This window comes from Priestia sp. Y58 (assembly GCF_029522095.1).
GTDB lineage: Bacteria > Bacillota > Bacilli > Bacillales > Bacillaceae_H > Priestia > Priestia megaterium_E.
Map to the genome: position 1 here is coordinate 53,608 of NZ_JAKWFL010000013.1, position 26,499 is coordinate 80,106.

Annotated in this window: 24 protein-coding genes; 4 read left to right on the plus strand and 20 right to left on the minus strand. The window is 38.8% G+C overall.

Annotated elements, in window-relative coordinates; genetic code table 11:
- Positions 1-40: 40 nt before the first annotated feature.
- A complete protein-coding gene (locus tag MMB68_RS25385; RefSeq protein ID WP_269871038.1) occupies positions 41-1,426 on the minus strand; it encodes an amino acid permease in 1,386 nt (461 codons plus the stop codon).
- 461 nt (positions 1,427-1,887) lie between these two features.
- On the opposite strand from MMB68_RS25385, the gene MMB68_RS25390 reads away from it, so the two are divergent.
- Entirely contained in the window at positions 1,888-2,619 is a 732-nt protein-coding gene (locus MMB68_RS25390; protein WP_277549534.1) for a ZIP family metal transporter, read from the plus strand.
- A 97-nt stretch (positions 2,620-2,716) separates the two neighbouring features.
- On the opposite strand, the gene MMB68_RS25395 is transcribed toward MMB68_RS25390, so the two are convergent.
- From MMB68_RS25395 to MMB68_RS25410, 4 genes are all read right to left on the minus strand, one after another.
- Positions 2,717-2,941, minus strand: a complete 225-nt coding sequence (locus MMB68_RS25395; RefSeq protein ID WP_221786011.1) for a transcriptional regulator — start codon at positions 2,939-2,941, stop codon at positions 2,717-2,719.
- 147 nt (positions 2,942-3,088) lie between these two features.
- On the minus strand, positions 3,089-4,675 hold the full coding sequence (locus MMB68_RS25400; protein WP_277549535.1) for a type 1 glutamine amidotransferase family protein: 1,587 nt from the start codon (positions 4,673-4,675) through the stop codon (positions 3,089-3,091).
- Between the two features lie 181 nt (positions 4,676-4,856).
- Positions 4,857-5,003: a hypothetical protein gene (locus MMB68_RS25405; RefSeq protein WP_195780663.1), complete on the minus strand. Its 147-nt coding sequence runs from the start codon at positions 5,001-5,003 to the stop codon at positions 4,857-4,859.
- Between the two features lie 68 nt (positions 5,004-5,071).
- Positions 5,072-5,212, minus strand: coding sequence for a hypothetical protein (locus tag MMB68_RS25410; protein WP_013056280.1), 141 nt, complete (start codon positions 5,210-5,212; stop codon positions 5,072-5,074).
- Positions 5,213-5,428: 216 nt separating this feature from the next.
- On the opposite strand from MMB68_RS25410, the gene MMB68_RS25415 reads away from it, so the two are divergent.
- Both MMB68_RS25415 and MMB68_RS25420 read left to right on the plus strand, forming a co-directional pair.
- Positions 5,429-7,102 (plus strand): ribonuclease J, encoded by a 1,674-nt coding sequence (locus tag MMB68_RS25415; RefSeq protein ID WP_277549536.1) that lies wholly within the window; start codon positions 5,429-5,431, stop codon positions 7,100-7,102.
- A gap of 227 nt (positions 7,103-7,329) precedes the next feature.
- Positions 7,330-7,482 (plus strand): YpzG family protein, encoded by a 153-nt coding sequence (locus tag MMB68_RS25420; RefSeq protein WP_014460817.1) that lies wholly within the window; start codon positions 7,330-7,332, stop codon positions 7,480-7,482.
- 44 nt (positions 7,483-7,526) lie between these two features.
- On the opposite strand, the gene MMB68_RS25425 is transcribed toward MMB68_RS25420, so the two are convergent.
- The 3 genes from MMB68_RS25425 to MMB68_RS25435 form a co-directional block, all read right to left on the minus strand.
- The gene (locus MMB68_RS25425; RefSeq protein ID WP_013082476.1) at positions 7,527-7,667 is read right to left on the minus strand and encodes a hypothetical protein; all 141 of its coding nucleotides are present in this window, start codon (positions 7,665-7,667) and stop codon (positions 7,527-7,529) included.
- 70 nt (positions 7,668-7,737) lie between these two features.
- The gene (locus MMB68_RS25430) at positions 7,738-9,081 is read right to left on the minus strand and encodes an amino acid permease (RefSeq protein WP_269871041.1); all 1,344 of its coding nucleotides are present in this window, start codon (positions 9,079-9,081) and stop codon (positions 7,738-7,740) included.
- 119 nt (positions 9,082-9,200) lie between these two features.
- Positions 9,201-9,824 (minus strand): LysE family transporter, encoded by a 624-nt coding sequence (locus MMB68_RS25435; protein ID WP_269871042.1) that lies wholly within the window; start codon positions 9,822-9,824, stop codon positions 9,201-9,203.
- Positions 9,825-9,994: 170 nt separating this feature from the next.
- Between MMB68_RS25435 and MMB68_RS25440 the strand changes: the two genes are divergently transcribed.
- Positions 9,995-10,231: a hypothetical protein gene (locus MMB68_RS25440; protein ID WP_034266658.1), complete on the plus strand. Its 237-nt coding sequence runs from the start codon at positions 9,995-9,997 to the stop codon at positions 10,229-10,231.
- Between the two features lie 142 nt (positions 10,232-10,373).
- Here MMB68_RS25440 and MMB68_RS25445 read toward each other — a convergent pair whose 3' ends face one another.
- The 12 genes from MMB68_RS25445 to ggt form a co-directional block, all read right to left on the minus strand.
- Entirely contained in the window at positions 10,374-11,813 is a 1,440-nt protein-coding gene (locus MMB68_RS25445) for an aldehyde dehydrogenase family protein (RefSeq protein ID WP_050689120.1), read from the minus strand.
- 471 nt (positions 11,814-12,284) lie between these two features.
- Entirely contained in the window at positions 12,285-12,575 is a 291-nt protein-coding gene (locus MMB68_RS25450) for a putative quinol monooxygenase (RefSeq protein WP_013056270.1), read from the minus strand.
- A 204-nt stretch (positions 12,576-12,779) separates the two neighbouring features.
- Positions 12,780-13,445: a type 1 glutamine amidotransferase domain-containing protein gene (locus tag MMB68_RS25455; RefSeq protein WP_269871045.1), complete on the minus strand. Its 666-nt coding sequence runs from the start codon at positions 13,443-13,445 to the stop codon at positions 12,780-12,782.
- Between the two features lie 261 nt (positions 13,446-13,706).
- Positions 13,707-14,927: an MFS transporter gene (locus MMB68_RS25460; RefSeq protein ID WP_013056268.1), complete on the minus strand. Its 1,221-nt coding sequence runs from the start codon at positions 14,925-14,927 to the stop codon at positions 13,707-13,709.
- A 354-nt stretch (positions 14,928-15,281) separates the two neighbouring features.
- Complete coding sequence (hutP, locus tag MMB68_RS25465) at positions 15,282-15,746, minus strand: hut operon transcriptional regulator HutP (RefSeq protein WP_013056267.1); 465 nt, start codon at positions 15,744-15,746, stop codon at positions 15,282-15,284.
- A gap of 210 nt (positions 15,747-15,956) precedes the next feature.
- Positions 15,957-16,916, minus strand: a complete 960-nt coding sequence (locus tag MMB68_RS25470; RefSeq protein WP_269871046.1) for an L-threonine 3-dehydrogenase — start codon at positions 16,914-16,916, stop codon at positions 15,957-15,959.
- Between the two features lie 37 nt (positions 16,917-16,953).
- The gene (locus MMB68_RS25475) at positions 16,954-18,144 is read right to left on the minus strand and encodes a glycine C-acetyltransferase (protein WP_013056265.1); all 1,191 of its coding nucleotides are present in this window, start codon (positions 18,142-18,144) and stop codon (positions 16,954-16,956) included.
- Positions 18,145-18,631: 487 nt separating this feature from the next.
- On the minus strand, positions 18,632-20,092 hold the full coding sequence (locus MMB68_RS25480) for an MDR family MFS transporter (protein ID WP_277549537.1): 1,461 nt from the start codon (positions 20,090-20,092) through the stop codon (positions 18,632-18,634).
- Positions 20,093-20,392: 300 nt separating this feature from the next.
- Positions 20,393-20,827, minus strand: coding sequence for a ferritin-like domain-containing protein (locus tag MMB68_RS25485; RefSeq protein WP_013056263.1), 435 nt, complete (start codon positions 20,825-20,827; stop codon positions 20,393-20,395).
- Positions 20,828-20,934: 107 nt separating this feature from the next.
- Positions 20,935-22,500: a glycoside hydrolase family 32 protein gene (locus tag MMB68_RS25490; protein ID WP_481861951.1), complete on the minus strand. Its 1,566-nt coding sequence runs from the start codon at positions 22,498-22,500 to the stop codon at positions 20,935-20,937.
- A gap of 96 nt (positions 22,501-22,596) precedes the next feature.
- A complete protein-coding gene (locus tag MMB68_RS25495) occupies positions 22,597-24,051 on the minus strand; it encodes a glycoside hydrolase family 68 protein (protein WP_028413955.1) in 1,455 nt (484 codons plus the stop codon).
- 587 nt (positions 24,052-24,638) lie between these two features.
- Positions 24,639-26,327 (minus strand): gamma-glutamyltransferase, encoded by a 1,689-nt coding sequence (ggt, locus tag MMB68_RS25500; protein ID WP_221786022.1) that lies wholly within the window; start codon positions 26,325-26,327, stop codon positions 24,639-24,641.
- Positions 26,328-26,499: the final 172 nt, after the last annotated feature.

Sequence of the window (26,499 nt, forward strand, 5' to 3'; positions counted from 1 at the left end):
CCGTTTTTTTGTTTTGCTTTTCGATTATGAAAAAGCATATTTATTTCTTTATTTGACCGTTCTCTGTCTCAGGTATCATACGTTTATTTATTCCGAATGCGTAAAAACTAATGACAACGAGAGCGAGGAAAATAATTCCTACAATAAGTGAAATACGCGTTTCATCATTAAACCACATGCCTACAAGCACCATTAGTAGAAAAGCAATGGTTACATAGTTCGTTACAGGCGCAAAGGGCATTTTGAAAGGATGACTATCCATTTCAGCACCTTTAGCTTTACGGAAACGAATTTGGCTGATAAGAATAATGAACCAAGGAATCATTCCAGGAAGCACGCTAGCACTGTATACATAAACAAATACATTAGGTGGAGCGATGTAGTTTAAAATAACACCAATTACTAATCCAATCATAACAGCGAGTGTACTGTAAATTGGAACACCGTTGCGAGAAATTTTTGTAAAGAATTTAGGTGCTTGACCGTTTACACCGAGCGTATAAAGCATGCGTCCTGCACTAAAGATTCCGCTATTACAGCCTGACATCGCTGCCGTAATGACTACAAAGTTAATGATACCTGCAGCTGCCGTAACACCAACTTTAGCAAATGTAGATACAAATGGACTTCCTAAAGAATCTAGCTCATTCCAAGGATAGACCGTCACGATGACAAAAATAGCTCCAATATAAAAAATTAAAATACGCCAAATGATACTTTGAATCGCGCTTGTTAACGTTTTTTTAGGATCTTTTGCTTCACCAGCTGTAATCCCAATTAGCTCGACTCCTTGATAAGCTGCAATAACAAGAGATAGAGCAAAGAAAAAGCCTGACCATCCGCCTGCAAAGAAGCCGCGGTGTGCCCAAAGGTTTGATAACCCGATTGCGTCTCCGCCATTTCCAAATCCAAAGAAAATTAACCCAAGTCCTGCGATAATCATTAAAATAATTGTTACAATCTTAATCATCGCAAACCAAAATTCAAACTCTCCAAATGATTTTACTGAAATTAAGTTCGCTGTGCCTAAAATCAACATGGCGATAATACCAGGCACCCAAGCTGGTAAATGAGGGAACCAATAATGCATATATGCTCCTACCGCTATAATTTCGGACATCCCTACGATTACAAATTGAAACCAGTTGCTCCACGCAGCCATATAACCTGCTAATGGATGAATATATTTGTGGCCAAATGTAGCGAATGAACCTGTGCTTGGTTCCATGTACAGCATTTCGCCCATAGCACGCATAATAAAGAAAATAAACATTCCGCAAATTGCGTAAGCAAGCAATACCGATGGACCTGTCCATTGAATGGTGCTTGCTGATCCCATAAACAACCCAACGCCAATTGTTCCGCCTAGCGCGATCATTTGAATGTGACGAGATTCTAAACCTCTTTTTAGCTCTTTGTCTGCCATTCCATTTCCTCCTCCTAAACTTGTTATAGCTCTGTTAGGAAAGATACTTTTTGTGTCTGATGGAACAGCTATCGTTTTTAAAACCTTCCATTTTTACCTAGTACCTTTACAACTAAACTATTTTTTCTATTTTTAGCTATCCGACTGTATAATTACTTATTTTATAATAATAAATTTTCCTCAGAAATACAATTGTTTTTTTCAGAAAAACACTCAAGCAAACCATTTACCTTTGTTAAATCAATCATCTCAGCAAAATAGTTTTTTATTTCAGTATAATTTAAATTTTATGAATATTTAAAATATATATAGGCGCAGGGTGCCGGAACACTCTATTTCTTAAGGCTAACGAAATGAAACCACTGCTTAATTGAACAAATTTCTTTCTTCTCCTTTTACGTTTTTTCTTTCTCTTCTTAGGGAAAGTATCCATAGAAAATAGAGATGAGGAGGAATTTTTCATGTGGCAAGCTGCGATGTGGGGCGGAATTTCAGGATCAGCTGCCCTTCTTGGTGCTTTGGCAGCAGTTTTTTTGCCTATCGGCAAAAAGATAATTGGTTATATTATGGCTTTTGGGACAGGTGTATTAATCGGAGCATCTACCTATGAGCTGCTTGGAGACTCGGTTCATAACGGTGGTTTAAAAGCTACTTCGTTTGGGTTCCTTGCAGGTGCTATTGTTTTTACTTTTTTAGACTATCTAATTTCACGTCAAGGAGCGAATAAAAGAAAGAGGTCTACCAAACAAATGGCTGCGAGTAGTTCTGGAATTGCTATATTTATAGGAACCGTAATGGATGCAATCCCAGAGTCCATTATGATTGGGGCTAGCTTACTTGAAAATGCAACCGTTAGCTGGCTTCTTGTTATCGCTATTTTTATAAGTAATATTCCTGAAGGATTGTCCAGTACGACCGGTCTATTGAAAAGCGGCTTCTCTAAAAAGAAAATTTTTTTACTATGGGCAGCTGTTTTGTTTATTTCAGCTTTTAGTTCATGGACAGGATTTGTTTTTTTAGACCATGCATCTGAGACACTTATGGCTGCTATTGCTGCTTTTGCCGGCGGCGGTATTATTGCTATGGTAGGTTCTACAATGATGCCAGAGGCCTATGAAGAAGGAGGTTCTATTACAGGATTGATTGCTGCACTTGGATTACTTGCTTCACTGATACTGGATTATTTTTCTTAATCGTCTTCATACTACTTATATCGTTTCCAAGTAGAAAGCAGAAAGCCTTCTACTTGGAGACATTTATTTCAATCACATTATTATGAATGTGTCTTATTTAATAAGTAAAGTCGTAGTTTTCTTTTATTTCCTGAGTGAAAGTTTTCCAATCCGTAGCTTCAAATTCTGCATTGCGTGCTTTTAACTCTTTTTCCATTCCTTGAATCTCTTGAACAGCTTCTATAGTTCTTTCACTTCCTGGCCCTACTCTCCAAATTAAGTTTTTGTATTCTTTAATCTTATCCATTAGATAGCGCGTTTCTAAATCTCTATATTTAGACATATTGAGTGACTCCTTTTACTTCATTCTTTCTTATAACATATCATATTTCTTCTTCATGAATAAAGCCTTCTCTTAAGCTCTTTCAAAGCTTAAAGACGGAGAATAAAACAATAAAAAAGCAAGCACAATGGCTTGCTTTCACCTCGTTTAAGGCAGTGGTTCAACCGCTACGTTCCCTACCGTTACAGCTTCTGTATATGCGTTCGTACTGCTTTGGCGTAAGCGAAGGTTAGCACTCCCCGATGCGCTTGGATTTAGTTGGACATTTACAACCTTTTCTCCATTTCCAGCTGTGTCCGTTGTGATGGAAAAATTACTGCTGTATCCATACGATGACGGCCAGCTTCCATCGGCGTTTTGGACTTTAGCAATTTGAGTTCCTGATCCGTTATATGCACCTAGATTAAACGTGCTGTACGTAGTATTAGCTGAAAGCCCGCTTACCTTTATACGTATTTTGAATACGCCGCTTGTTGGTAAAATGGCTTGATGTTCAAATCCATAAGCACTAGCAGTTGGAGGCTGTGTGGTTCCACCTTTATAACCATATGAACCTGATGCAAAAGTTGACGTATCGTACCATTTATAGCCTGCTGTAGGTGCTGACCATGGCTCTGGCTGAGGCTCAGTGGACTGACTTGGCGTTTCCGACGAAAGTAATGCTGTAGCCTGATCCAATTCAAGTCCTGATACTTGATTCAAAGAGGTATAGCTTTCTTGCTTCGCTAGCCAATTGACCATATTTACAAGCAGTGTAGAATCGTCTTGTTCCTTAAATCCGTCATATGTGGTTTTAGAAGATCCTGTGTCTTCTCGTCTATATTTTGGTGTAGCATCTTCAACCGGTGAAGAATCTCCTATAAAAGCAGCTTTACCTGTCCCTACTTTTGAAACAGCAGCAAAAGGCCCCTCCGCTCTTCCTCCTCCATTATACACTCCTTGATCTACAGCATTTGACCATTTTGTCGTTGTCTTAGGAAGATACACAATTCCTTTTGCTTTGCTTGGGTCCGTAATAGCAACCGTAGAACCTGCATGCATAGCAACGCTGGAAACACCTAGCGTAATACCGAATGCTTGAGAAGGAGCTACAATATCATTGGTTGTCACATCACCAATGGCATTATAGCGAAAGCGAACACCAAAGTTACTCGCTAACCAGTCAGAGCTTGTTACGTTTTGCATTGCATCGGAGTTTGCTTCTTCCGTTGTCATACCTTTTGCGGGGTTTGTCCATGCTCCGCGACGGTATCCGTTAAAAACTTCTGAAGAGTCCCACCGGTTTTTGTTTCGGTCTGCATTGTAATGATCAGCAATAAAAAAGACGCTTCCCCCGTTTTGAACATATTGCAAAAGGGCGGCTTGTTCAGAAGATTTGTACGGAATATTCGCTTCTGGCACAACAAACACGCTATAGCCGCTAAGATCACTGTATGTAATCGGCGTAGATTTTCGCAACTCTTTCACATCAAACCCGCTGCCAGCTAGTCCTTTTCCAAAATCAGAAAAACCTCCGTCAATAACCCAGTCTGCTGTACCCGCAGTTTGACCATGGGTATTATCAAACAAGATTTTCTTACCGTTATTTTCATTTACGACAGAGGCTTTAATTTCTGGTGCAGGGTCAGCAGCGCTTTCTGCTGATGCTGAATGAGTAGTAAAAGGCAGTGAAATAGATAAAGCTGTACACATTGTTAAAACGGCATAACCTACGCGATTATATTTTTTTCGCATATAAAATGCTCCTCTCAAATTTTTGCCAAGCTTGTCTTTTCAAGAGGATTATAGCAGGTTCATTTATGATTTTTTTAAATTTATTGTAAATAATATATATTTTTTCAAAAAAGGTTCTTTATACCTTATATTTGTCGAGACGGGCCCTTTTAAATATGCCCATGATTATATGTAAAATTTGTTAACGATATCGACTTGAATATTCGAGAATGCTGCGCAGCATTTGACGTGTACTCTGTGATTCGTTTGTGCGTTCTTTATATTCAAGAGGACGACTAGGAGTTGACTTATTTTCTTCTTTATATTGAGAATTTTTATTTTCTGACACGTTTTTTCACTTCCCTATCTCTATTTTATCCAGAGCAGCTCAAAGCTGCTCTTTTGGTTGTCATTCTTTTATTTGTTATGACGGCTTACTTTTGCTTTTTGAAGCTCATCTGTATGAATATCGTTTGATAAAATACTTTTATTCACATTATCGACAGCAGCTGCACTGCTGCTGACTCCTTGGTTTGTGCTTTTATTTTGTTTACTCATTCCATCCACCTCCATGTGTAACGTCTATATTTTATGGAGTTATAAAAAGAAAATAAGAGGTAGTATTAGGAAAATGACCTTCTTTTCTTTTTACTTGCATCCTCATATTGAATAAAAATAAAATCTCCATATTTAACAGAATGCACCAGAAATAAATGTTCATACTAAGAGTAGAAATTCTGCATATTCATTTTGAAAATATAGGAGGAAATAAGTGTGAGTACAAATAGAAACACACTATCCATTTTTGCTTTAGGTGGCATTAATGAAATAGGAAAAAATATGTATGCCGTTCAATATGATGATGACATCATTGTAATCGACTGCGGCTCTAAATTCCCTGACGAAAGTTTATTAGGAATTGATTTGATTATACCTGATATTACATACTTGCAAGAGAATCGAGAAAAAGTTCGAGCACTGGTTGTTACGCATGGTCATGAAGATCATATTGGAGGTATTCCTTATCTTTTAAAACAGTTGAACCTTCCAATTTATGCAACAAGCCTTACCCTTGGATTAATTGACATTAAACTCCAGGAACATCAATTATCTGCAGAGACGGAGCTTATTGAAATCGACGAAGAGTCAGAAATTACATTAGGCAATATTCCACTTTCTTTTTTTAAAACGAATCACAGCATTCCAGATTGTCTTGGCATTGTCTTTCATACGCCTGAAGGAGCTGTTGTGCATACCGGGGATTTTAAGTTTGATTTAACTCCTGTTAACGACCAATATCCAGATCTTCATAAAATGGCGAAAATCGGCAGTGAAGGTGTACTGGCTTTAATATCCGAAAGTACAAATGCTGAACGCCCTGGATTTACGCCTTCAGAAAAGCTAGTTGGCAAACATGTAGAAGAAGCTTTTCGTAAAGCAAAGAGAAAAGTGATTATTTCTACTTTCGCCTCGAATGTTAACCGCGTACAGCAAATTGTAGACGCAGGGATTAAAACGAACAGAAAACTTGCGCTGCTAGGAAGGAGCATGGTTAACGTTGTATCAGTTGCGTTAGAGAAAGGGTATTTAACCATTCCTGAAGGGATGCTGATTGAGCCTCATGAAGTACATTCACTTGCCCCTGAACAAGTGGCTATCCTTTGCACTGGAAGCCAAGGCGAGCCGATGGCCGCTTTATCTAGATTAGCCAGCGGAAATCACCGACAAGTAGAGATTCTTCCTGAAGACACGGTCATTTTATCAGCCGGGCCTATTCCTGGCAATGAACGTAACATCTCTCGTATTGTCGACAGTCTTTTCACGCTCGGGGCTCACGTGATTTATGGTTCAGGAAGCGCAACGGGTATGCACGTATCAGGACACGGCTATCAAGAAGAACTAAAATTAATGGCTACATTGATGAAGCCGAAGTATTTTATCCCGATTCACGGTGAGTTTCGAATGCTTCATCACCACAGTTTATTAGCAGAATCCGTCGGGGTGGAAAAAGAGAACATTTTTATTATAAATAACGGTGATATTGTTGACATCAAGGGGGGAGCAGCTTTTCAAACAAGAAAAATTCCTGCAGGCAATGTATATGTAGACGGTTTTGGCATTGGGGATGTTGGAAACGCGATTTTACGTGACCGTAAACAACTTTCAGAAGATGGCATGCTGGTTATTGTGATTACTTTAAATAAAACGGAAGGAAAAATTGTGTCTGGTCCAGATACAATTTCGCGAGGTTTTGTTTATACAAGAGACTCAGAGCAGCTATTAAAAGACGTTAATCGACAAGTGACTAAAATCGTAAACCAATTACAAAAAGCGCACGTTCACCAATGGAACATTATGAAAAAAGAAATTAAGACCACCCTTGGACAGTTCTTATATAACCAAACGAAAAGAAGACCTATGATTCTTCCCATCATTATTGAAGTTTAATTCCTCCAGAAAAAACTGCCTTAGTCCCCACTAAGGCAGTTTTTTCCTTATAAATCCGAAGCTTAACCTAAAGTTAGAAGTTGCCTTCTGTAGTTTATGAATAGGCCCTCCCTTTATATGTATGGTTAAAAGTGTTAGGTGTATTTCTTCTTTTTTACCCCATTCTATAAGAGAGATATTTCACCGCAAATATCTTGTGAAAGTATCCTATCCTTGAGGTGATTATGATGAATGATAAAAATCATGTAGATCAGCATTCAGAACTATTCCGCCACAACTGGACGAGACCGAAGCGTTCAAAGTCCCAAGTAAATGGACATACAGAGATGTCTCAAACGAACATCATCCTGCGAAGTAATGCAAAAGCTCATCGTTGGTAAGGATACGCTTCAACAAAAAAAAGACGCGAACGCGTCTTTTTTTGTTATTGACCGTCTGCCCCGCTTTGAGTTATCTTGCGAATATGGCCATCTTCATAATTATTTTCTCGTAGCGCTTTTGCTTTGTCATCTACTACTTGTTTTTGATCTACTTGTGAAGAAGGAGTCTGCTTGTTTTTTGGCATATTTAAAACCACCTTTTATCTTTGTAATAGTATAACGTGCATAGTGTCCCTCATAAAGATTAAATATATGTTAGCTAGCCGCTTCTTCTTCTTTCCACTTATGGCGCAGTTTCAAAATAACAAGACTTATAACAATTAAAAAGCCTAAACTTGCAAAAAAGCCCGGTCTGCTTGCTGATTCTAACAGCGTGCCGCTTACTGCTAGTAAGATTAACAAGATACCAATAGCTTGTTTTATTTTATCCCACACGGTTTGTTCCATTAAACGATGAAAAGAAATTAAAATAAAGAACCAGTTATAAATCAGCATCAGTCCCGCTGCTGTTGTAATGTACTCATAAATTTCCCCGGGCAATAGCAAGGACAAAACAATAGAAATAACTAATCCCGCTGTTGTTAAAAGTAAAGCCGGGAAAGGAAATTGCCGCTTTTTCTTTTTTTGTTTTGAAAATAATGCCGGAGCATCCCCATCTTCTGAAAGAGTGACAATCATTGTCGTTACGGAAAAAAAAGACGCTGACATCGTTGAAAAACCAGCGATAATCATTGCTCCATTAAAAACATGAGGAAAAAATGGAAGATGGTATGTTTCTAAAGCTGTTATAAATGGACTTTGATTTCCATGAAAATCATGAAATGGCACAATTAAAATAGCTAAGCTCAATGAAGCGATATAAATAATTCCAAGGAGAATAAGCATACTTCTTCCCGCTTTCGGTGCGTCTTCTTTTTTTTCTAAACGAACCGTCATAATCCCCATAACTTCGATGCCTCCAAAAGCATAAAAGGCATAAAGCAAAGCACCCCATAAACCCAAAAAACCGCGGGGAAATAATTCGTTTATCGTTCGAGGCACTCCTTGTTTGGCGCCTTCGTCAAGAAATCCAAATAAAGCTAGACTAGCTAATACAATGAACATTAAAATAGCAGCCACTTTTGTGACAGCAAATACATTTTCCATCCGTTCAAAGCCTTTTGTTCCGATTAATACAACAGCAATGCCTAAAACAGCATAAATAGAGGCAAAGACCCACAGTGGAATATCGTCAAACCAAAAACGTGTAAAAAGAGATAAAGCCGTGAGTTGACTCCCCATGATCAGCATCTCCGAACTCCAGTACACCCATCCGCTGCTAAATCCCGCCCATCTTCCATAAGCTTTTTTAGCATAGGAGCGAAACGAACCTTTTTGAGGATCTTGAGCACTCATTTTAGCAAGAGCGTCAAATACAATAAATGTACATACTGCTGCTAATAAAAAGGCAATTAATACAGCGGGGCCAGCTGCTTTTATTGCAATACTTGATCCTAAAAAATAGCCTGTGCCGATTATGCATCCTACTCCGATTAAAGACAGATGCCACCATTTTAAATTCCCTTCAACTTGACTTCCGCAGCCTATTTTCTTTTTCACTCTATCACTCCTCACACTTCGATGTAGTGTGTGATAGTTTGAAAAATTTATGCGTAAAAAGAAGCACCTTTTCTATTATTTTTCAACGTACTGAAAACACTTTAGATTCAGCGCTTCTTTTAGCCTAATTGCTGTGCGGCTTGCCAGCCGAAATATAGGCCAAACCCTATTAAAGATAACCCCGATACAACGGACACGGCAGTTAAAAACGTCGCTGCTAAGTATCGTCGAAACGTGCTTGCTAAAGCTGCCATCGCAATATCCCAGGCCAGAATTCCCGTAAAAATAGCGCAGCTATATAAGATAAGCTGTTGGGTTTCATATGTATTAGCTGTTTTTGCTAAAACAGAGCCATAAATCCCAAGCCAAAAGAGAATTGTAAGCGGATTCGTTAATGACAGCAAAAAACCTGACAAAAAACACTTTAATACAGAATCATCGTTTGTTTTTCTATGCTGTGTAATCCTCCCTGCACCCATTAGCCCCTCAACACCTGTATAAATTAATACAAAGCACCCAAACGAAAAAAGAAACGTTTTCATAAAATCGCTGCTTAAAAAATGAACGGACCCAAAATAAACTACAAGCATATAAAGAGCGTCAACCGATGTTGCTCCTATCCCTAAGAACCAAGCATGCAAAAAACCGCTTTTAATTCCTTTATCAAGCTGAGCTGCGTTGATTGGACCGATTGGCGCAGCTAATGATAGCCCTAATAATACATAGCTGAAAAAAGCCCCCACATACATCCACCCTCTATCACTTCTGAGATTTTATAAATTGAACTATGATAAATCTATGCAGCCTGCTTAGCTTGTACTACGTAATTTTTATTTTATTTCTAAATCCTTTTGTATAGCTACGAAAAACCAGCGCATGTTAACTGTAAATACTATACAGAAGGGTGAGAAGCATGAATTCATACACTCATATTAAAGAAGCATTACAATTAGCTGAACAGGCTGTTTATCAAGGGCAGATGAATTTGGATGCAGCCAATTTTCAAAAAGCTCAAATGCAGTTGAATATGGTTCAGCAGCAAATTAATGAACAAAAAGAAGCGGCGTCTGGTGATAAAGAATTAAAACGAATGGAAGAACACTTAAGACATTTACGCGAAGCACAGCAAGCTATTCAGCAAAATTTTTAATAAGAGTAATAAACATAACTGTTTTCTCACTTCCAGATAAACAAATCTGAAAAAGCTCTAAGAACACACTGCGTTCTTAGAGCTTTTAATCCTTTATCCTAAAAAAAGAAAGGAGAAAAACTCCCTTCTTTTTTTACATTAATTATACTTTTGCCGGAACTTTAACGCCCATGATCGCTTTTGGCTCTAGATATTCTTCAATACCAAATGCTCCCCACTCGCGTCCAATACCAGATTGTTTGAATCCGCCGAATGGTGCAGCTCTGTCTTGCTCAGCATCGTTGACGATGATTTGACCAGCTCTAATATTTTTAGCAACATAGTCAAGTGTTTCTTGGTCTTTTCCGACCGCGTAGCCTGCAAGTCCATAAATTGTATCATTTGCAATTTCAAGAGCTTGCTCTAGATCATCATACGTAATAATAGTGGTTACAGGCCCAAAGATTTCTTCTTGTGCAATCACCATATCATTTGAAACATCAGTAAAGACTGTCGGTTTAACAAAGTATCCTGTTTCTAAGCCGTCTGGTTTGCCCGTTCCGCCAGTAAGAAGCTTTGCACCTTCGTCCATTCCTTTTTTAATATAATCCTGTACGCGATCCCACTGTTTTTCCGCTACGAGCGGTCCAGTTACGTTGTCTTTATTTAATGGATCACCAACTGGGAATGATGGCAGAACCTTCTTCACTGCTTCTTCAAATTTTTCTTTCATAGAGGCAGGAATGATAATGCGCGTTGCTGCCGTACATACTTGTCCTGTATTCATTGCAATGTGTGAAACTGCTATTTTAGCCGCTTCTTCTACATCCGCATCCTCTAATACAACTAGCGGTGATTTCCCGCCTAGCTCAAGCGCTACTTTTTTGATTGTTTTAGCCGCGTTTTGCATAATTTTCTCGCCTACAGCACCTGATCCTGTGAATGATACAAAATCAATGTCCGGGTGAGAACTAATACCGTCACCGATTGTGCTTCCCGTTCCGTTTACAAGGTTAAAGGCACCTTTTGGTACGCCAGCTTCATCAATGATCTCTGCTAATATCATCGCTGCATACGGTGTAAGTTCTGATGGTTTTAATACCATTGGGCTTCCTGCTGCGATAGCTCCTGCAATTTTAGTAGACGTCTGATTTGTTGGGAAGTTCCATGGCGTAATAAGTCCGCTTACTCCAATAGACTCTTTCACGACCTTGTAGCTTCCATGATCTTTTTCAAATGTGTAATCTTCAAGTGCATTAGCTGCTTCTTTAAAGTGGCTAAGTCCCATTTCATAGTGAACTTCTTCTGAAATCTTTAAAGGAGCGCCAAGCTCTTCAGTCATAACTTCGATAAGTTCCTGTTTACGCTTTTCATATCCTTTTGCAATATTGCGAAGCATTTTGATTCGCTCTTCTTTTGTTGTTTTTGAAAATGTGGGAAGAGCTGCTTTAGCTGCTGCCACGGCTTTATCTAGATCTTCTTTTGTACCTAAGCTAATTTTACCAATTGATTTTTCAGTAGCAGGATTGATCACATCTGACGTTTCGTTTCCTGTTGATTCAACCCATTCTCCGTTAATAAAGTGTTTTAAGTTTGTACGCATTGATTTGATCTCTCCTTTTAGTTTGTTACTTTTAGTTTGTTAATTGTTGAACTATGTCATCTAGTTTTTATCTACCCGCCTGTCTGCTTCTCAAACGCCGCTTCTATTATTTTTTGTTTCTTTCACTGCCTTATCCCTTTTCCAATCGGCTTTTGGCAGCTGAATTTTTTTCCTCTGCAGCTTTTTAGTTTTTTATAACAAACAGAGATTGAGTCCTAACGAAATCAAGCCAATTTAAAGATGAACAAATGGGATAAGGTAGTGGATTATTTGTTATACCGCTGTTGATTTTCGTGCAAGCCTTCGCTTTCCAAGGGTGTCGATGAGCCCCCTCATCGCTTACGCTCCTGCATGGTCTCACTAAATGAAACCTACATCAAAAAAATCCGAACGAGTTTGATTCTTCATCAAGAATCAAACTCGTTCGGACCTTCCTTTAACTAAAACACTTTTGTTTTCCCCTCTTTTGTATTAACGTACTTCTTGTAAACGATGTACCACTCTGCTTTCAATTAACGGTTCTGTTTGCTGTCTGTATTGTTGATAGTGAGGTGTTTCAATGTGAGCCTCAATATCTTTTTTGCTTTCCCATTTCTCATAAAAAACAAATGTGCCTGCTTTTTCTGTATCCTGGTGGAGAGTGTATTGAATACATCCTTTTTCTCCTCTTGATGGTTCAATAACTTTTACTAACTCTGATCGAAGCTCTTCTTCTTTTCCTGGCTTGGCTTTCAAAATGGCGTTAATAATAATTTCTGACATCGTTTTTCCTCATTTCTTTAAAAAATATTTCCCATAAAAAGCTTCCCTCTTTTTGTATTTATTACACTGACCATCATATTTTTTGTATGATGATTGATTTCTCTAGTCCAAGACAGCAAAACATCCATGTTATCTACAGCAGTCTTTCTTGATGCTGTTGATAAAAAAGCCTGTAGGCTTATAGCCTACAGGCTTTTTTACATCTTATTTCAATAATTGTTTCACGACTGCTTTTGCTACACTGATTGTTGACTGAGGATTTTGACCTGTTATTAGGTTGCCATCTGCTTGTACATTATCTGTCCAGTTTGGAGCAGTTACTACATTTGCCCCAAGTTCACGCAGACGTGTTTCCAAAAGAAACGGCATGAAGCGGTCCAATGTTGTTTCACGTTCTTCATCATCTGTAAACGTAGCGACATCTTTTCCTTCGACCAACGGCTTTTCATCTGATAATGTAACACCTACTAAACCTGCGGGTCCGTGGCATACAGCGGCTACTACTTTGTCTCCTTCGTATAGTTCACGAATTAAAGCATGGAGCGTTTGATTATCTGGCAGATCAAACATTGTGCCGTGACCGCCTGGTAAGAAAACAGCATCGAATTTAGCACTGTCTGTAATGGTATCAAGTTTTAGGGTATTCTCTAGATGCTTAGCTGTATTTAAGATTTCTTGAGAAGTCTCCCCTTCAAGGCTGCGAGCATCCACCGGCGCTTTTCCTCCTAGAGGACTTGCTACCGTAATCGTAAATCCAGCTTTTTCGAACTCTACGTACGCTTCACCAAATTCTGAAAGCCAAAGGCCTGTTGGATGATTTTCTTTCATTTTGTCAGCCGTTGTTACGACCATTAATATATGTTTAGACATAGTAACGTCCTCCTGTAAATAAAGATAGTATTTTCTGTTTCCGCCTTACACACTATATTGTAAAAGAGGAATTACTATAATACAAATTAGAAAATATCTGCTTATCCATAAATATTTTTATAGATAATGTGTCATTGTTAATAAAGCATCCCCGAAAGAAACAACCATATAACACCTAAACTTATTTTTTACACACTCAAAAAAACCGCCCTTTTGAGTAAGCGCGGTTTTTCCAGAAAAGCATAGAATCTGTCTTTTATTTTAAAGAACAGATTGAGCGTTCATTTGTTTCACTTTCTTTTCTCCCGTTCTTTTAAGACTTACCATAAAAATAAACGAAATACAGTACAGCCCCGCCAAGTACGTCATCGCTACTGTCATATCATAGCTTTGCAAAAGATAGCCGACAAGAATGGGTGACAACCCTCCCAACGCTCGCCCAAAGTTAAAAATAGTGTTCGTTGCAGTGCTGCGCACTTCTACTGAATAGTGGCTGCTGATCAATGCTCCGTATCCCGCGAACATTCCGTTTGAGAAAAATCCGACTACAGCTCCTCCTATAAGCAGCCCTGCACTTCCTTCAGCATACGAGTATAAAAATACCGCACAAGCTGAAGCGAGAAGAAAGATTCCAAAAGTACGTTTCGAACCAAAACGATCCATAAATTGACCAAATGTTAGCATGCCTATAATCATTCCAACGGCTGTACTGATTGTCCAAAGAGCTGAACTTGAAACAGAGAGGCCTTGTGATTGCTGAAGCATAGACGGAAGCCATATCATGAGTCCGTTATAGCCTGCAATTTGAACTGTAGCCATCACTGCCAGCGAAATAGTCGTCATCGCCGTCCTAGGCGTAGCGAATAATTGACGAAGCTTACCATTATTTTTAACAACCGCTGTTTTCTCTTTTTGAGCTTGTAGCCACTCAGGAGATTCGTTTAAATTTTTTCGTACGATAAAAGCAAAAATGACGGGGATAATTCCGACAAAAAACAGCGCTCTCCATCCGAAAATCGGCAGGATCAGAGAACTTAAAAGCGCCGCAAGGATCACTCCAAATTGTGCGCCAATACTAACATAAGATGAAGCTCGTCCTTGCTTATGTTTCGGCCACGCTTCTGCTACAAGAGCCATACCGATCCCGTACTCTCCTCCAGCCCCAATTCCGGCAATAAATCGCGAGGCATACACTTGTTCAACATTTGCTGCAAAACCTGTCAATGCCGTTCCGACTGCAAATAGAAGAACCGTGTAGGTAAAAACCCGCACTCTTCCAAATTTATCTGCTAAAATTCCGAAGATGACTCCACCTATCAGCATTCCTATATTCGTAATAGAAGAAATAAGTCCACCTGTTGCTAAATCAATGTGAAATTCAGCAATAATCATTGACATAGCAAACGAGATAAACATAATGTCCATCCCTTCTAACGTCAAACCTGCTACTGATGCTACAACTGTCTTGTTACGATAATTCATGTTGTTCCACCCTCCAGTGTATTCTTTCTGTATCAACGCTCTTTCTTTTTTGAAGGAATGGATAAATAACATATCTCCATTCTCTTTTGAAGCCTCTCTGGACTTCGTTTAAAAGAGGTAAGTAACATATAAAAGCCCTTTTGTCGCAGAGGGCAAAAGGGCACAGATAGGCATAGAAGCAGTAGATAAGTGATCCGTCCTTTTCGGCCTCTCTGGACCGTCTTAAAGGCAGTTATTATATTAATCATTATGTTAACACGCCGCACAGAACCTTTCAATAAGAAAAATATCTTCTTTAAAGCAGCTATGTACATCTCTCACTTTTTACATTCATACTATTTCGTTCATTATTTTTTAAATATGGTTAAAACCAAAGCCTAATGTATCATGTTCAAAACCTTTTTTAGGCGCACCTATCGTTCCATACACACAAACGCTAATCCATTCGTCGCTTGATCCTGAAAACTCAATTTTTCCTCGTACGATTGAAAATGTGAGTCCGACCGTCCGTAAAATATCACCCAGCTGCAGCGTTCCTCGACTAACTCCTTGAATGGCTTCAAGTATAGCATGATAAAGAGCGTGAACTTCCCGGTACGACTGGGCATTAATAATTTTATTTGTCTTGGCGCTCGTTTCAATTGCCGCCACGACTTTAGACAGCTCCATCGCTCCCACTTTTCCTACTGTGTAGCTGTATCCTCTCTCATTGATTTCCTTTTCAATACCTTCAGCTAGTTCCGTATTATGTAAAAGAACGAGTAAAGATGTTAATCTTCCCATTGAAAAATCATTAACTTGTTGAAATTTATTGCTCAACTGTCATTCCCTCCCTTCTATCCCCTTATTATTTTAACAGACGGTACCTAAAAGGGTGCTGATTATTCAACGAACGAGCGCTCACTTAAAGGGTTAGGAGATCTATGTGTACTGTCCACCACTGTTACGAAGTAGAACTTGCATAAACAAGTAACCTATCTTTCAGTAAGCGCTTACTTTAATTTTAAAGAAGAAATCATTTTTCTCTACTTACGTTAAGACAAGCTGTGATTCAACTTTTAACTTTCCCAGCATCTCTCTCGTCATTTTTTCTAGGTTGTATTCTGTTTTAAATCCCCACTCTTCTATCGCACAGCTCGAATCTATATGGTTAGGCCAGCTTTCAGCAATTGCTTGTCGAACAGGATCTACTTGGTAATTCAGAACAAATTCCGGAATCGTTTTTCTGATTTCAGTCGCCATTTGTTCTGGATCAAAACTCATGGCAGAAACGTTAAATGAATTTCGGTGCTTCAGCTTAGAACCGTCTGCTTCCATTAGTTGGATAACAGCGTTTAGTGCATCAGGCATATACATCATATCCATATATGTTCCTTTGTCGATATAAGACGTATAGCGCTTATGTTTAACGGCTTCATAATAAATTTCAACAGCGTAGTCCGTTGTCCCTCCACCTGGAGGCGTTACGTATGAAATTAAGCCTGGAAAACGCAGCCCTCGTGTATCTACTCCGAATTTATGGTGGTAGTAATCGCAAAGTAATTCACCCGCTACTTTATTAACACCATACATCGTGGTAGGACGTTGAATTGTATCCTGCGGCGTCCAGTCTTTTGGAGTCGTTGGACCAAATGCACCAATTGAACTTGGAGTGAAAAATTGACACTGAAGCTCACGTGCTGCTTCGAGCGCGTTTACTAATCCGCCCATATTTAGATTCCAAGCTAGAAGCGGTTTTTGCTCGGCTGTCGCTGATAACAGCGCAGCCAAGTGAATAATCGTATCAACTTTATGCTTTTTAGCGATCGTAAATAACGCAGTCTGATCCGTTACATCTAAAATCTCGAATGGACCTGAAGTCACGACATCGCTCGTCGTTTTGCGAATATCGGTGGCAATAATATTTTCTGAACCATATATCTCTCTCATTTTCGTCGTTAACTCAGAACCGATTTGCCCTAAAGAACCCGTTATTAATACTTTTTTCATGTCAATATCCTCCTCGTGTACTGCCTAGATTAAACGTTTAGATTAATTTCATTTCCTTGCCTACCTTTTTGTAGATACGAAGTGCTTCATCTAACATTTCTTTCGTATGAGCAGCCGTCGGCATATTGCGAACGCGTCCTGTCCCTCTTGGAACGGTTGGGAAAACAATTGATTTAGCGTATACCCCTTCTTCTATTAATCTCTCACTAAAAATCTGCGTTTGGTTTTCATCTCCTATGATGCACGGAGTGATAGGTGTTTCACTTTCTCCAATGTTAAAGCCTAGTTCTTTTAATCCTTGCTTTAAATACCGGCTGTTTTCCCACATTTGCTGCTGCAGTTCTGTACTTGTGCTTAGGATTTCAATTGCTTTCATACAGGCAGCAGCCGTGCCTGGTGTAATAGCAGTCGAAAACAAAAACGGACGGCTTCTTACTTTTAACCAGTCGATTAAGTCTTTTTTTCCGGCTACGTACCCACCTACAGCTCCAATCGCTTTTGACAACGTTCCAATCTGGAAGTCTACTTTTTCAGATAAACCAAAATGTTTGACTGTGCCCATGCCGTTCCCTAATACGCCCGACCCGTGAGCATCATCTACGTATGTGATTAAGTCAAATTCCTCTGCAATTTCTACAATTTCCGGAAGCTTAGCAATGTCTCCATCCATTGAGAATACACCATCGGTAATTACCATTATTTTATTATATAAACCGGATTTTTGTGCTTCGCCTGCTTTTGCACGAAGATCTTCCATATCTGAATGCTTAAAAGGAATAATTTTTGCTTTTGATAGCCGGCATCCGTCAATAATTGAAGCGTGATTCAGCTCATCTGATAAAATCGCATCATGTTTATCCATAACCGCGGAGATGGCTGCCATATTACAGTTAAAGCCAGACTGATAAGCTATAGCTGCTTCTGTATGCTTAAACTCGGCTAGCTTTTCCTCTAGCTTAATATGAATATCTAGAGTTCCATTAATCGTTCGGACAGCTCCAGCCCCCACTCCGTATTTTTCAGTGGCTTCGTTGCACGCATTAATAAGCCTCTCGTCTGTAGCAAGCCCCAAATAATTGTTGGATGATAAATTAATTAACTGCTTTCCCTCAATTTGAATCACAGGTCCATTTGGCCCCTCTACCGGATTAATGACATTGTATAATCCTTTATCTTTTAAATCTTCTAAATTATTATTCAAGAATTCTTTTAAACGTCTGCTTGTCATCTTCCATACCCCCTCATTGTTGTTCAACACGTCTTATAAACTTCTCTTTTCCCCATTAAAAGATTCATCTAAGCACTTACAGTATATGAGTTAAAAATCAAGTGTATTCCTGAGGAAGACAAATGTTTCTTTTGAAAGCGCTTAAAATTCAATACTTATAGAATTCATAATAATAAACAACTAGGTAAATGTCCATACTAAAAAAACAAAAAATAAAAAAATTTCTGCATTGATAAGAATCCTTCTTATTATGAATGAGTTTACGAGAACGTTATCAGACAATATCTTTTTTCTTTTCTTTCTTTGATAATTCTTTTAACGAAGAGACTCCTATATAACGAAATCAATCCAATCAACAGCTAAAAGCAGCTAGATGTGTAAAACCTACATTCACCATACCCATAAAAAAATCCGAACGAGTTTGGTTCTTAATCAAACTCGTTCGGATGGTCCTTCAACTAAAATACTTTTGTAACAGCCTCTTCCGTTACTTTTGCATAGATATGGTCTTTATTTTTTTATTTTCGTTTTTTACTAATAAGCATGAAACAGCAAAGCTTAGTAATGCAGCTAAAAACGTTCCACTGTAAATAATGTGAACACCCGATGCAAGAATTTCATGCAGCTTTGACAGTTCTTCTGCTGGTACTCCACCTGTCTCAAACGAAGCATTTAAATTTTCTTGCCCTAATTTCTTTGCTTGTGAAAGTGTCACTAAGTTAAAGAGTGTACCAAACACCGCAGAACCTAGCGTTTGACTAAATGTATTTGTAAACGTATTGAGAGCCACCGCTACTCCTCTTTTGCTAGCCGGGACCGCTGATTGAATAACTAGCATAAAAATAGGCGTAATAATACCCATTCCTAACCCAAGGACCCCAACGGCTACATAAATTAAAAATACGGGTGAGTGGGTGGAAACTAAAAACAGCATAAAACATGCCATACTTACAATTGCCGTTCCCAGCGTAAGGATGGAGTGCGTTTTAAGACGCCCTACTAAATTCCCTGAAAGCAGTGAACCAATCGTCCAGCATACTGGCATAGGCATTAACACAAAACCTGCAGCGGTTGCACTTTTCCCCAGCACTCCTTGACTCCAAATTGGAAGGTAGACCGTAATACTAATAACTACTGATCCCACAAGAAGTGTTAATAAGTTTATAACAGATACACTTCGAATGGAAAACAGTTCAAGCGGGATAAGAGGTTCGGGAGATTTCTTTTCTATATAAATAAAGCCAATGAATGTTAGAACAGCTATAACAAATAACCCTATAATGGTCGGATCTCCCCAGTTTTGATGCTGACTTCCGGTTAAAAGCGCATATAAAAACGCAATTGTTCCCACTGAAAACGTCACCGCTCCAATATAATCGATATAGCGTTTTTCTTTTACCACTTCTTCTTTATAGTTTACTAAAAGAACAAAAAAAGCCATTAGTCCAAACGGTATATTTAAAAAGAAAATATAGCGCCAAGACAGCGTATCCACTAAGAATCCCCCAAGAAGCGGCCCGAGAACTCCCGCAACTCCCCAAACTGCGCTAATCCACCCTTGCGCTTTGGCTCTTTCTTTTGCTTCTTCATACAAGTCCCCAATAATAATCATTGTAAGCGGCATAACGACCCCGGCGCCCAGCCCTTGGATAGCTCTATAGACAATTAATTGTTGCATCGAAAAGCTAAGTCCGCAAAGTATCGATCCGATTAAGAAAATAATGATTCCAACAAGCATAACTTTTTTGCGGCCGAATAGATCCGCTAACTTTCCGTATATAGGTGTAGATACAGCAGTTGTCAGCATATAAATGGCATACACCCAGCTAACTAGCTCAATGCCCGACAAATCACTTGTAATTCTTGGAACAGCCGTACTGACAATGGTTCCTTCCATTGCAGCTAAAACAGTGACAAGCAGCAGCGCTGTCATGATTCGTTTCTTCATCTTTCTCTCTCCTTGCAACTGCGGGCATACCATGGTTTTTTTATAGAAGATAAAAGCGGTTTCAATATACGGATACCCTTTTAGCCTTTATATGTATGTGATGCCCCGCATATAGTTGCTGCCATATGCAGCCAAATAATTATTTTACTATAAATTTTTTCAAAGCGATAGATAATTTCAAAAATATGACTTTCCTCTCATTGATAGAAACATGCTTACATGATGTTTTATTTCCTTTTTAAATTGCAAAAAAGCATCCCGTAATACCTGGTACGGGATGCTTTTACGTATTTTGTATGATCAACTTAATCGGGGATCTTTTAATAAACGTTCCATTTCTTCCATATGATTTGTTTCATCTGCAATCATATCTTCAAGCTTTACAACAAGCTCTGTTAAACCTAACTCTTCTGCTTGCTTTTTACGCTCTTCGTAGCGCTGGATAGTTTCTTTTTCAGCCTTGCTCGCTTCTTTAAGCATTTCCGTCACGTTTGAAACGTGCTTCACCTCAGCCGGCTTTGTTGTTGGCTCACCGCCAAGGTTTTTGATTTTTTCTGATAAATAAAGGGCGTGTCCTTGCTCGTCAGGAATTTCTCCTTCAAAGAAAGGTTTTAAAATTTGATATTCTAGGCCGGTTACTGTAGACGCATAGTAAGTGTACTGAATAACCGCCGAATATTCACCCGCTAAATCGGTATTAAGTCCCTCTATTAGTTGTCTCATTTTCTCTTCCATTTGAATAAACACCCTTTCATTTGCTGTTAGTAGACATGTACCCTTTCTGCCTAGTCCTAAACCACAATAAGGCGATATTCTACTCCTTCTTTTTAAAAGTAGGGAAATTACTGAAGAGAGCGAAAATGTTTGATTTCTATATTTTTAAAGAGAGACGTTCCTCCTTGAGAGAAAAGCGTAATTCCTTGGTGGTTGTGACGCGGAAACACTTCGCTAGAATACACGGTTTTTCCATCATCAACAAAGACTTCAATGCTTGTTTTGTCTACCAATATCTTCAAATGAACATTTTTCATGCCTGCATCAAAGTAATCACGGCTTTCCACATACTTTTTGCTTTGATCAGGCTGATTGCTATAGCTTCTGTTCACATATGAGACGTTATCTTTTGCAAAAATGCCCACATCAATGTGCCGCTTTTGATCTGCGGACTCTCGAAGTCGTAAGCCTACATTTTCTGCATCTGACCATGAAATATCTGTATCAAGCTGATAAGCTTCACCTTTTATCTTTAACTTTTTCTCTCCGTTTACTTCTACTTGTTCAACAGAGTTTGTTGAATCAGTTAGCTGATTTAATTCTTCGACAGGCTTTGATAACAGGCTGTACTGATCGTCGTCTTGTTTTGAAAGCGTAATTTCACGGGTTACTGAATCGAAGCCGTTAAACCCTTCTTTCATCGTTGGCGTCTTATCTGGATAATCCCAGTTGTTCATCCATGCAAAAGCGTACCGTTTTTCTAAGGAACCTTTATTTTCACCGTCTTCAAACGTGACTGCTCCGTACCAATCGAAACCATGATCGAGCCATTGCGGCTCGTCCATATCGGGAGTAAATGTTGTTCCATCGTAATTTCCTGTCCAATAAGCATAGGTGTTTGGCTTTCCGCTTTCTTTTCCATTTGCACTTGTCCCGAGAACCCACTTAACTGTCCGATCATCTGCCTTCATTTGAAAAAGATCTGGACATTCGGTAATGCCAATATCTTTAGTTACAAATCCTCCCGTATACGTCCAATCCTTTAGATTAGAAGATTCATAAAATCCGATTTTTTCACCTTCTGACATGACGAGAACCCACTTGTCATGTTCATTATCCCATATGACTTTGGGATCTCTAAAATCTTTGGTGCCTGGATTAGGCATGATAGGATTTTTGCTATATGATTTAAAGGTTTTTCCTCTATCGGTACTATACCATAGATACTGTTCTTGCTTTTGTCCATCGGCAGAAGGCTGGGTCATAATGGCTACAATTGCGTCTTTACCAAAGCCTGCTGTGTTCTCTTTATCCTCTACAACGGATCCGGACCATATATCGCCATTTTTATTTGTATACTTTGGAATAGCTACTCCTTCATCTTTCCAATGAACCAAATCTTTAGACGTTGCATGTCGCCATTCCGTCCCGTTCCCTTTAGGGTAATCATGATTGTATAAGTAATAGTAATGATACTCCCCGTCAAAATAAATAGGCTTTTGAGGATCATTTTTCCATTTATCAGGCGCGCTAAAGTGATACACCGGGCGATAAGTGGATTCACTTTTATTCCCTTTTTCTTTTCCTTGATCTTTTGTATCCTCTTTTTTGGATACGCCTGCTATAATGAGTCCGGCTATTACAACTAAAAGAACGGCAAGCATTATCCATTTATAAGCACCTTTTTTCTTCAAACAAACCCCGCCTTTCTCTTTTTTGTCTACATCGAATAAAACAAAAGAAAATGGTGATTACAATCACCATTTTCTTTTGTTGCTATTGCAAAGCACTTAGTCTTCATCCACTGTTAACTGACCTTGCTCAAGAACGCTATCTTTTACAACCGATGTTTTTGAACCGTCAATATTTACTAAGAAGCTTGGTGCAAATGTAGAGTGGTTGTCTTCATAAAAGCCTCTATTTGTCATGTAGCTTGTAATAACGACATTATTACCTTTTGTTTGAGGTACAGCAAAGTGAGAATACGTAAATGTTTTATCATTAGGATCTAAATCCATATGAAGAACTAATCCCGTATCATTTAAAGGCTTATATTTTCCTGTTAACGTATTTGAAACATAGCCTAGCATATACACATCATCTTGTCCGATTCCATCAATCGTCATTTTAGATCCGCGAGAATCAGTAAACAAGTACCATTTTCCATCTTTTTTGAAAATGTTTGCACGTTCAATTTCGTCTGTAACTGTGTTTGAAGTAATAAGCGGCTTCATTACTTTTTTAAGCGTATAGTCATCATTTAACTCAATAATGCCCAACGCCCCGTTTGCTAAAGAAGCTTTTTCTTTATTAGATCCTTCAAGAAGCTTTTTCTTTTCAGATTGGAAGAAAGGATTGTTTCCTCCGTAGTATGCTCTGTTATATAGAGAGTCTTCGCCTTGATAGCCATCTTCTGTTCCAGTGTTAGCTTCGAAAACAAGGTACTTATGTCCGTTGTCTTCTATGTAATGAGGATCTCTTAGCGTATGGTTATCCCCTGTGTCATAACCGCCTTCATCAATAAACTGCTGAACCGTTTGATAAATCTTTCCGTCACCGTCAAAGATTGACTTGTAATCTTCTACTCCATCAACTTTTAACGTATTATCGTTGGGCTGTGACATGTTTACTTGAGCTGTCGTTAACGTTTGTTTTCCGTATTGTTTACCTGAATAATCCGTGTAGAATAAACGAACTTTACCATCTTTTGTTAACGTGGCAGAACCAGACCATTCTTGTGTTTGATTTTTAAGATGCGGGTCATTCGGAACGAATTTATCGCTGTCTTTAAACACTCTTCCAGCGTTTTTCCAGCTGTCAATAGATTTGTCTCCAGCTTTTTTATAGAAAAGATAAACAGACGTGTCATTCGAATCTTTTGGATCACCTGCTAGGGCAAACACAATTTGATATCCATGATAAGTCGCCACTGTTCCGTCAGCATTTTGTAATGGCCAGCTGTCCCATACATCTAAGTCAATTGTATTTCCCGATGCATCTTTTCCTTTAGCAGAAGCAATGTTTTTAATAGTTGATTCATCAAAAGCAGGAACTTTAAACTGATCACTGTTTTGCTGCTGTGGAATTTTCACCATATTATCGCGAGTAATATGCGAAATTCCGTAGCTATTATTAAAGTCTTTGCTGTCATTTCCTTTAGCAAATGTTTGATATCCCCCGCCTACTAGTAGGGCTGCGGCCAATGTAGCAGCAGTTGTATGCTTAGCAACTCGTTTCATTTTCATATGTTTTCTCCTTTTGTGTTAGTAAAGAATATAAATTTATTAATTCAATTAGCTATCAAAAATCCGAAAACAGAACCGGTTCCGCTCAACCAAAAGATTACTTGGATAAATGACGAAAGTCAAACATGCCAAATGTAGCTATTTTTCATTTTCATCTTTTTCATTGAGCTGTAACTAGGACCAAAGTTTACGTGTAAGAGCCTTTTTTATGTAACCGTTTTTCCAACAAAAGTGTACGGCTTTTTTTACATTTCAAACCACGATTTCCAGACGTTGTGTTTTATACTTTCTACATGATTAAACACTTTATCTTTCCAGCATTGAAAACGCTATTCCGTTTTTTATACTTTCCGACCATTCTGTTTTCATTAATCTCTTGAAAACTCAGTACCTTTTTTTATTAGCCGGACATGAAAACGTTCTATTCTTTTTCCTTTCTGAAGATTAAGCTGATAATAATAAAGGTCTAAAGTATGTTTTCAGAAAAAATTTTTCCTTCTTTTTACCTACTCATTTTTATCTTTTTTAATGCATTATACGCTCTCCCTTTTTACGAAAGAGAGAGCGTATAATGCATTTTTTAACTATTAAGAGTCTAAACCAGTTGCTTTTCCTTCACGGCTGGAATCAGCTGCTCCAAATAAACGGCCGTTTTCTTTATCGATTTGAATTCCCTGAACATTTCCGATTGGGAATGGCTCATCTCCAAAATTAAATCCCATGGCTTCCAGCTCTCCTTTGGCATTCATATCCACTCCGGCTTCCCAACCGATAAGTGATCCTGTACTATTAAAAATTCTTGGTTCTTCAATCGCTTCTTTTATATCCATTCCATAGTCTAAGACATTCATAAGCGTTTGAAACACAGACCCTACAATCGTTGGTCCGCCTGGAGATCCTAGAGTGAGTACAGGTTCGCTGTCTTTAAAAACGATGGTTGGACTTTTACAGCTAACCGGACGCTTTCCTGCATCTGCTTCATTTAATCCTCCAGGAATAGCATCAAAATCAGTAAGCTCGTTGTTGAGTAAAAACCCATGGTCTTTAACCATAATTCCTGTACCAAAAGGATGTTCCACAGTTGATGTACAAGCGACAATATTGCCCCAACGGTCAACGACCGTGAAGTGAGTTGTTTCACTAAGCTCACGTTCAGGTTCATAAGGCTGACGCACAACGTTCACTTTTTGGCCTTTCTCATAATCCCACGGGTTGCCAAAATCAACTTTCTCATTTTTATGCTTCCAATTAATTAATTTTTGACGTCCCTTTATATATTCGTCGTTTAAAAGCCCTTTTAATGGAATGTCACTGTAGGCTGGATCTCCAGAAAATGCAATTTTATCTGAAAATGCAATGCGCATAGCCTCTGCAAACAAATAATACTTTTCCCAAGATTTCACGTCGTACTGAGACACATCAAAGTCCTCTAATAGCTTTAAGATTTGCAGCACGGTGGTTCCTCCTGCACTAGGCATGTTGGAAGAAGCAATTCGGTATCCTTTATAATCTCCCCACACGGGCTCATCAATCTTAATCTGGTATTCTTTCAAATCCGACAGTTCCATAAAACCGCCGTGCTCTTTGATCGTTGAAATAATGGCTTCTGCAATTTCACCTTCATAAAAAGCCTCGATACCTTTTTCTTGAAGAATGCGGAATGTTTTAGCAAGATCTTTTTTATTAATCATATCTCCTTCTTGCATAGGCTTGCCGTTTGGGGAATATAGCTGCTTAGCATGTTCTCCTAGTCGGTAGGCATATGTTTTTAAAATATCTCCAAGAACCCAGTTTGTTTCCACACCTGCTTCTGCTGCTTTGGCAGCCGGTTCAATCAATTCAGCAAGGGGTTTTGTTCCATACTCTTTACGAGCTGCTTCCATCGCCTTTAAAATCCCTGGAATTCCAATTGCCGTTGCATGAGTAGAACGCTTTCTAAAAGGAATAACTTCTTTATTTTCATCAAGAAACATTTCAGGATAAGCTGCTTTAGGAGCCTGAGAATGCCCGTCAAAAATTTTAGTTGTTTTGCTTTCATTGTGGTACACCATAAAAAAGCCGCTGCCTCCAATACCGGTCATCATCGGTTCTCCGACGTTGAGCCCAAACTGAACGGCAATTGCTGCATCAATTGCGTTGCCTCCAGCTCTTAGCACTTGTTCTCCGGCGTCTGTTGCAATTGGATGAGCACTGGCTACCATTCCCGTTTTTCCAACCGCTGTTTCTCTTCTATATGAACTCTTTCCTGAACGAGATAAACTTTTTCCATTAATCATCTTTTACGACCTCCTAGTTACTTACTTTATCTGGGATATTGGTAAAATACCCTATTGCTTTTGGGATAAAACTGTTTAAATTTGTATTGATTACTTTAGCCATCCTATTTATAGATCAATATCCCTCGCGTATTTTAAGCCTTTGAACGCCACAAAATAAAAAAGCGCCAAC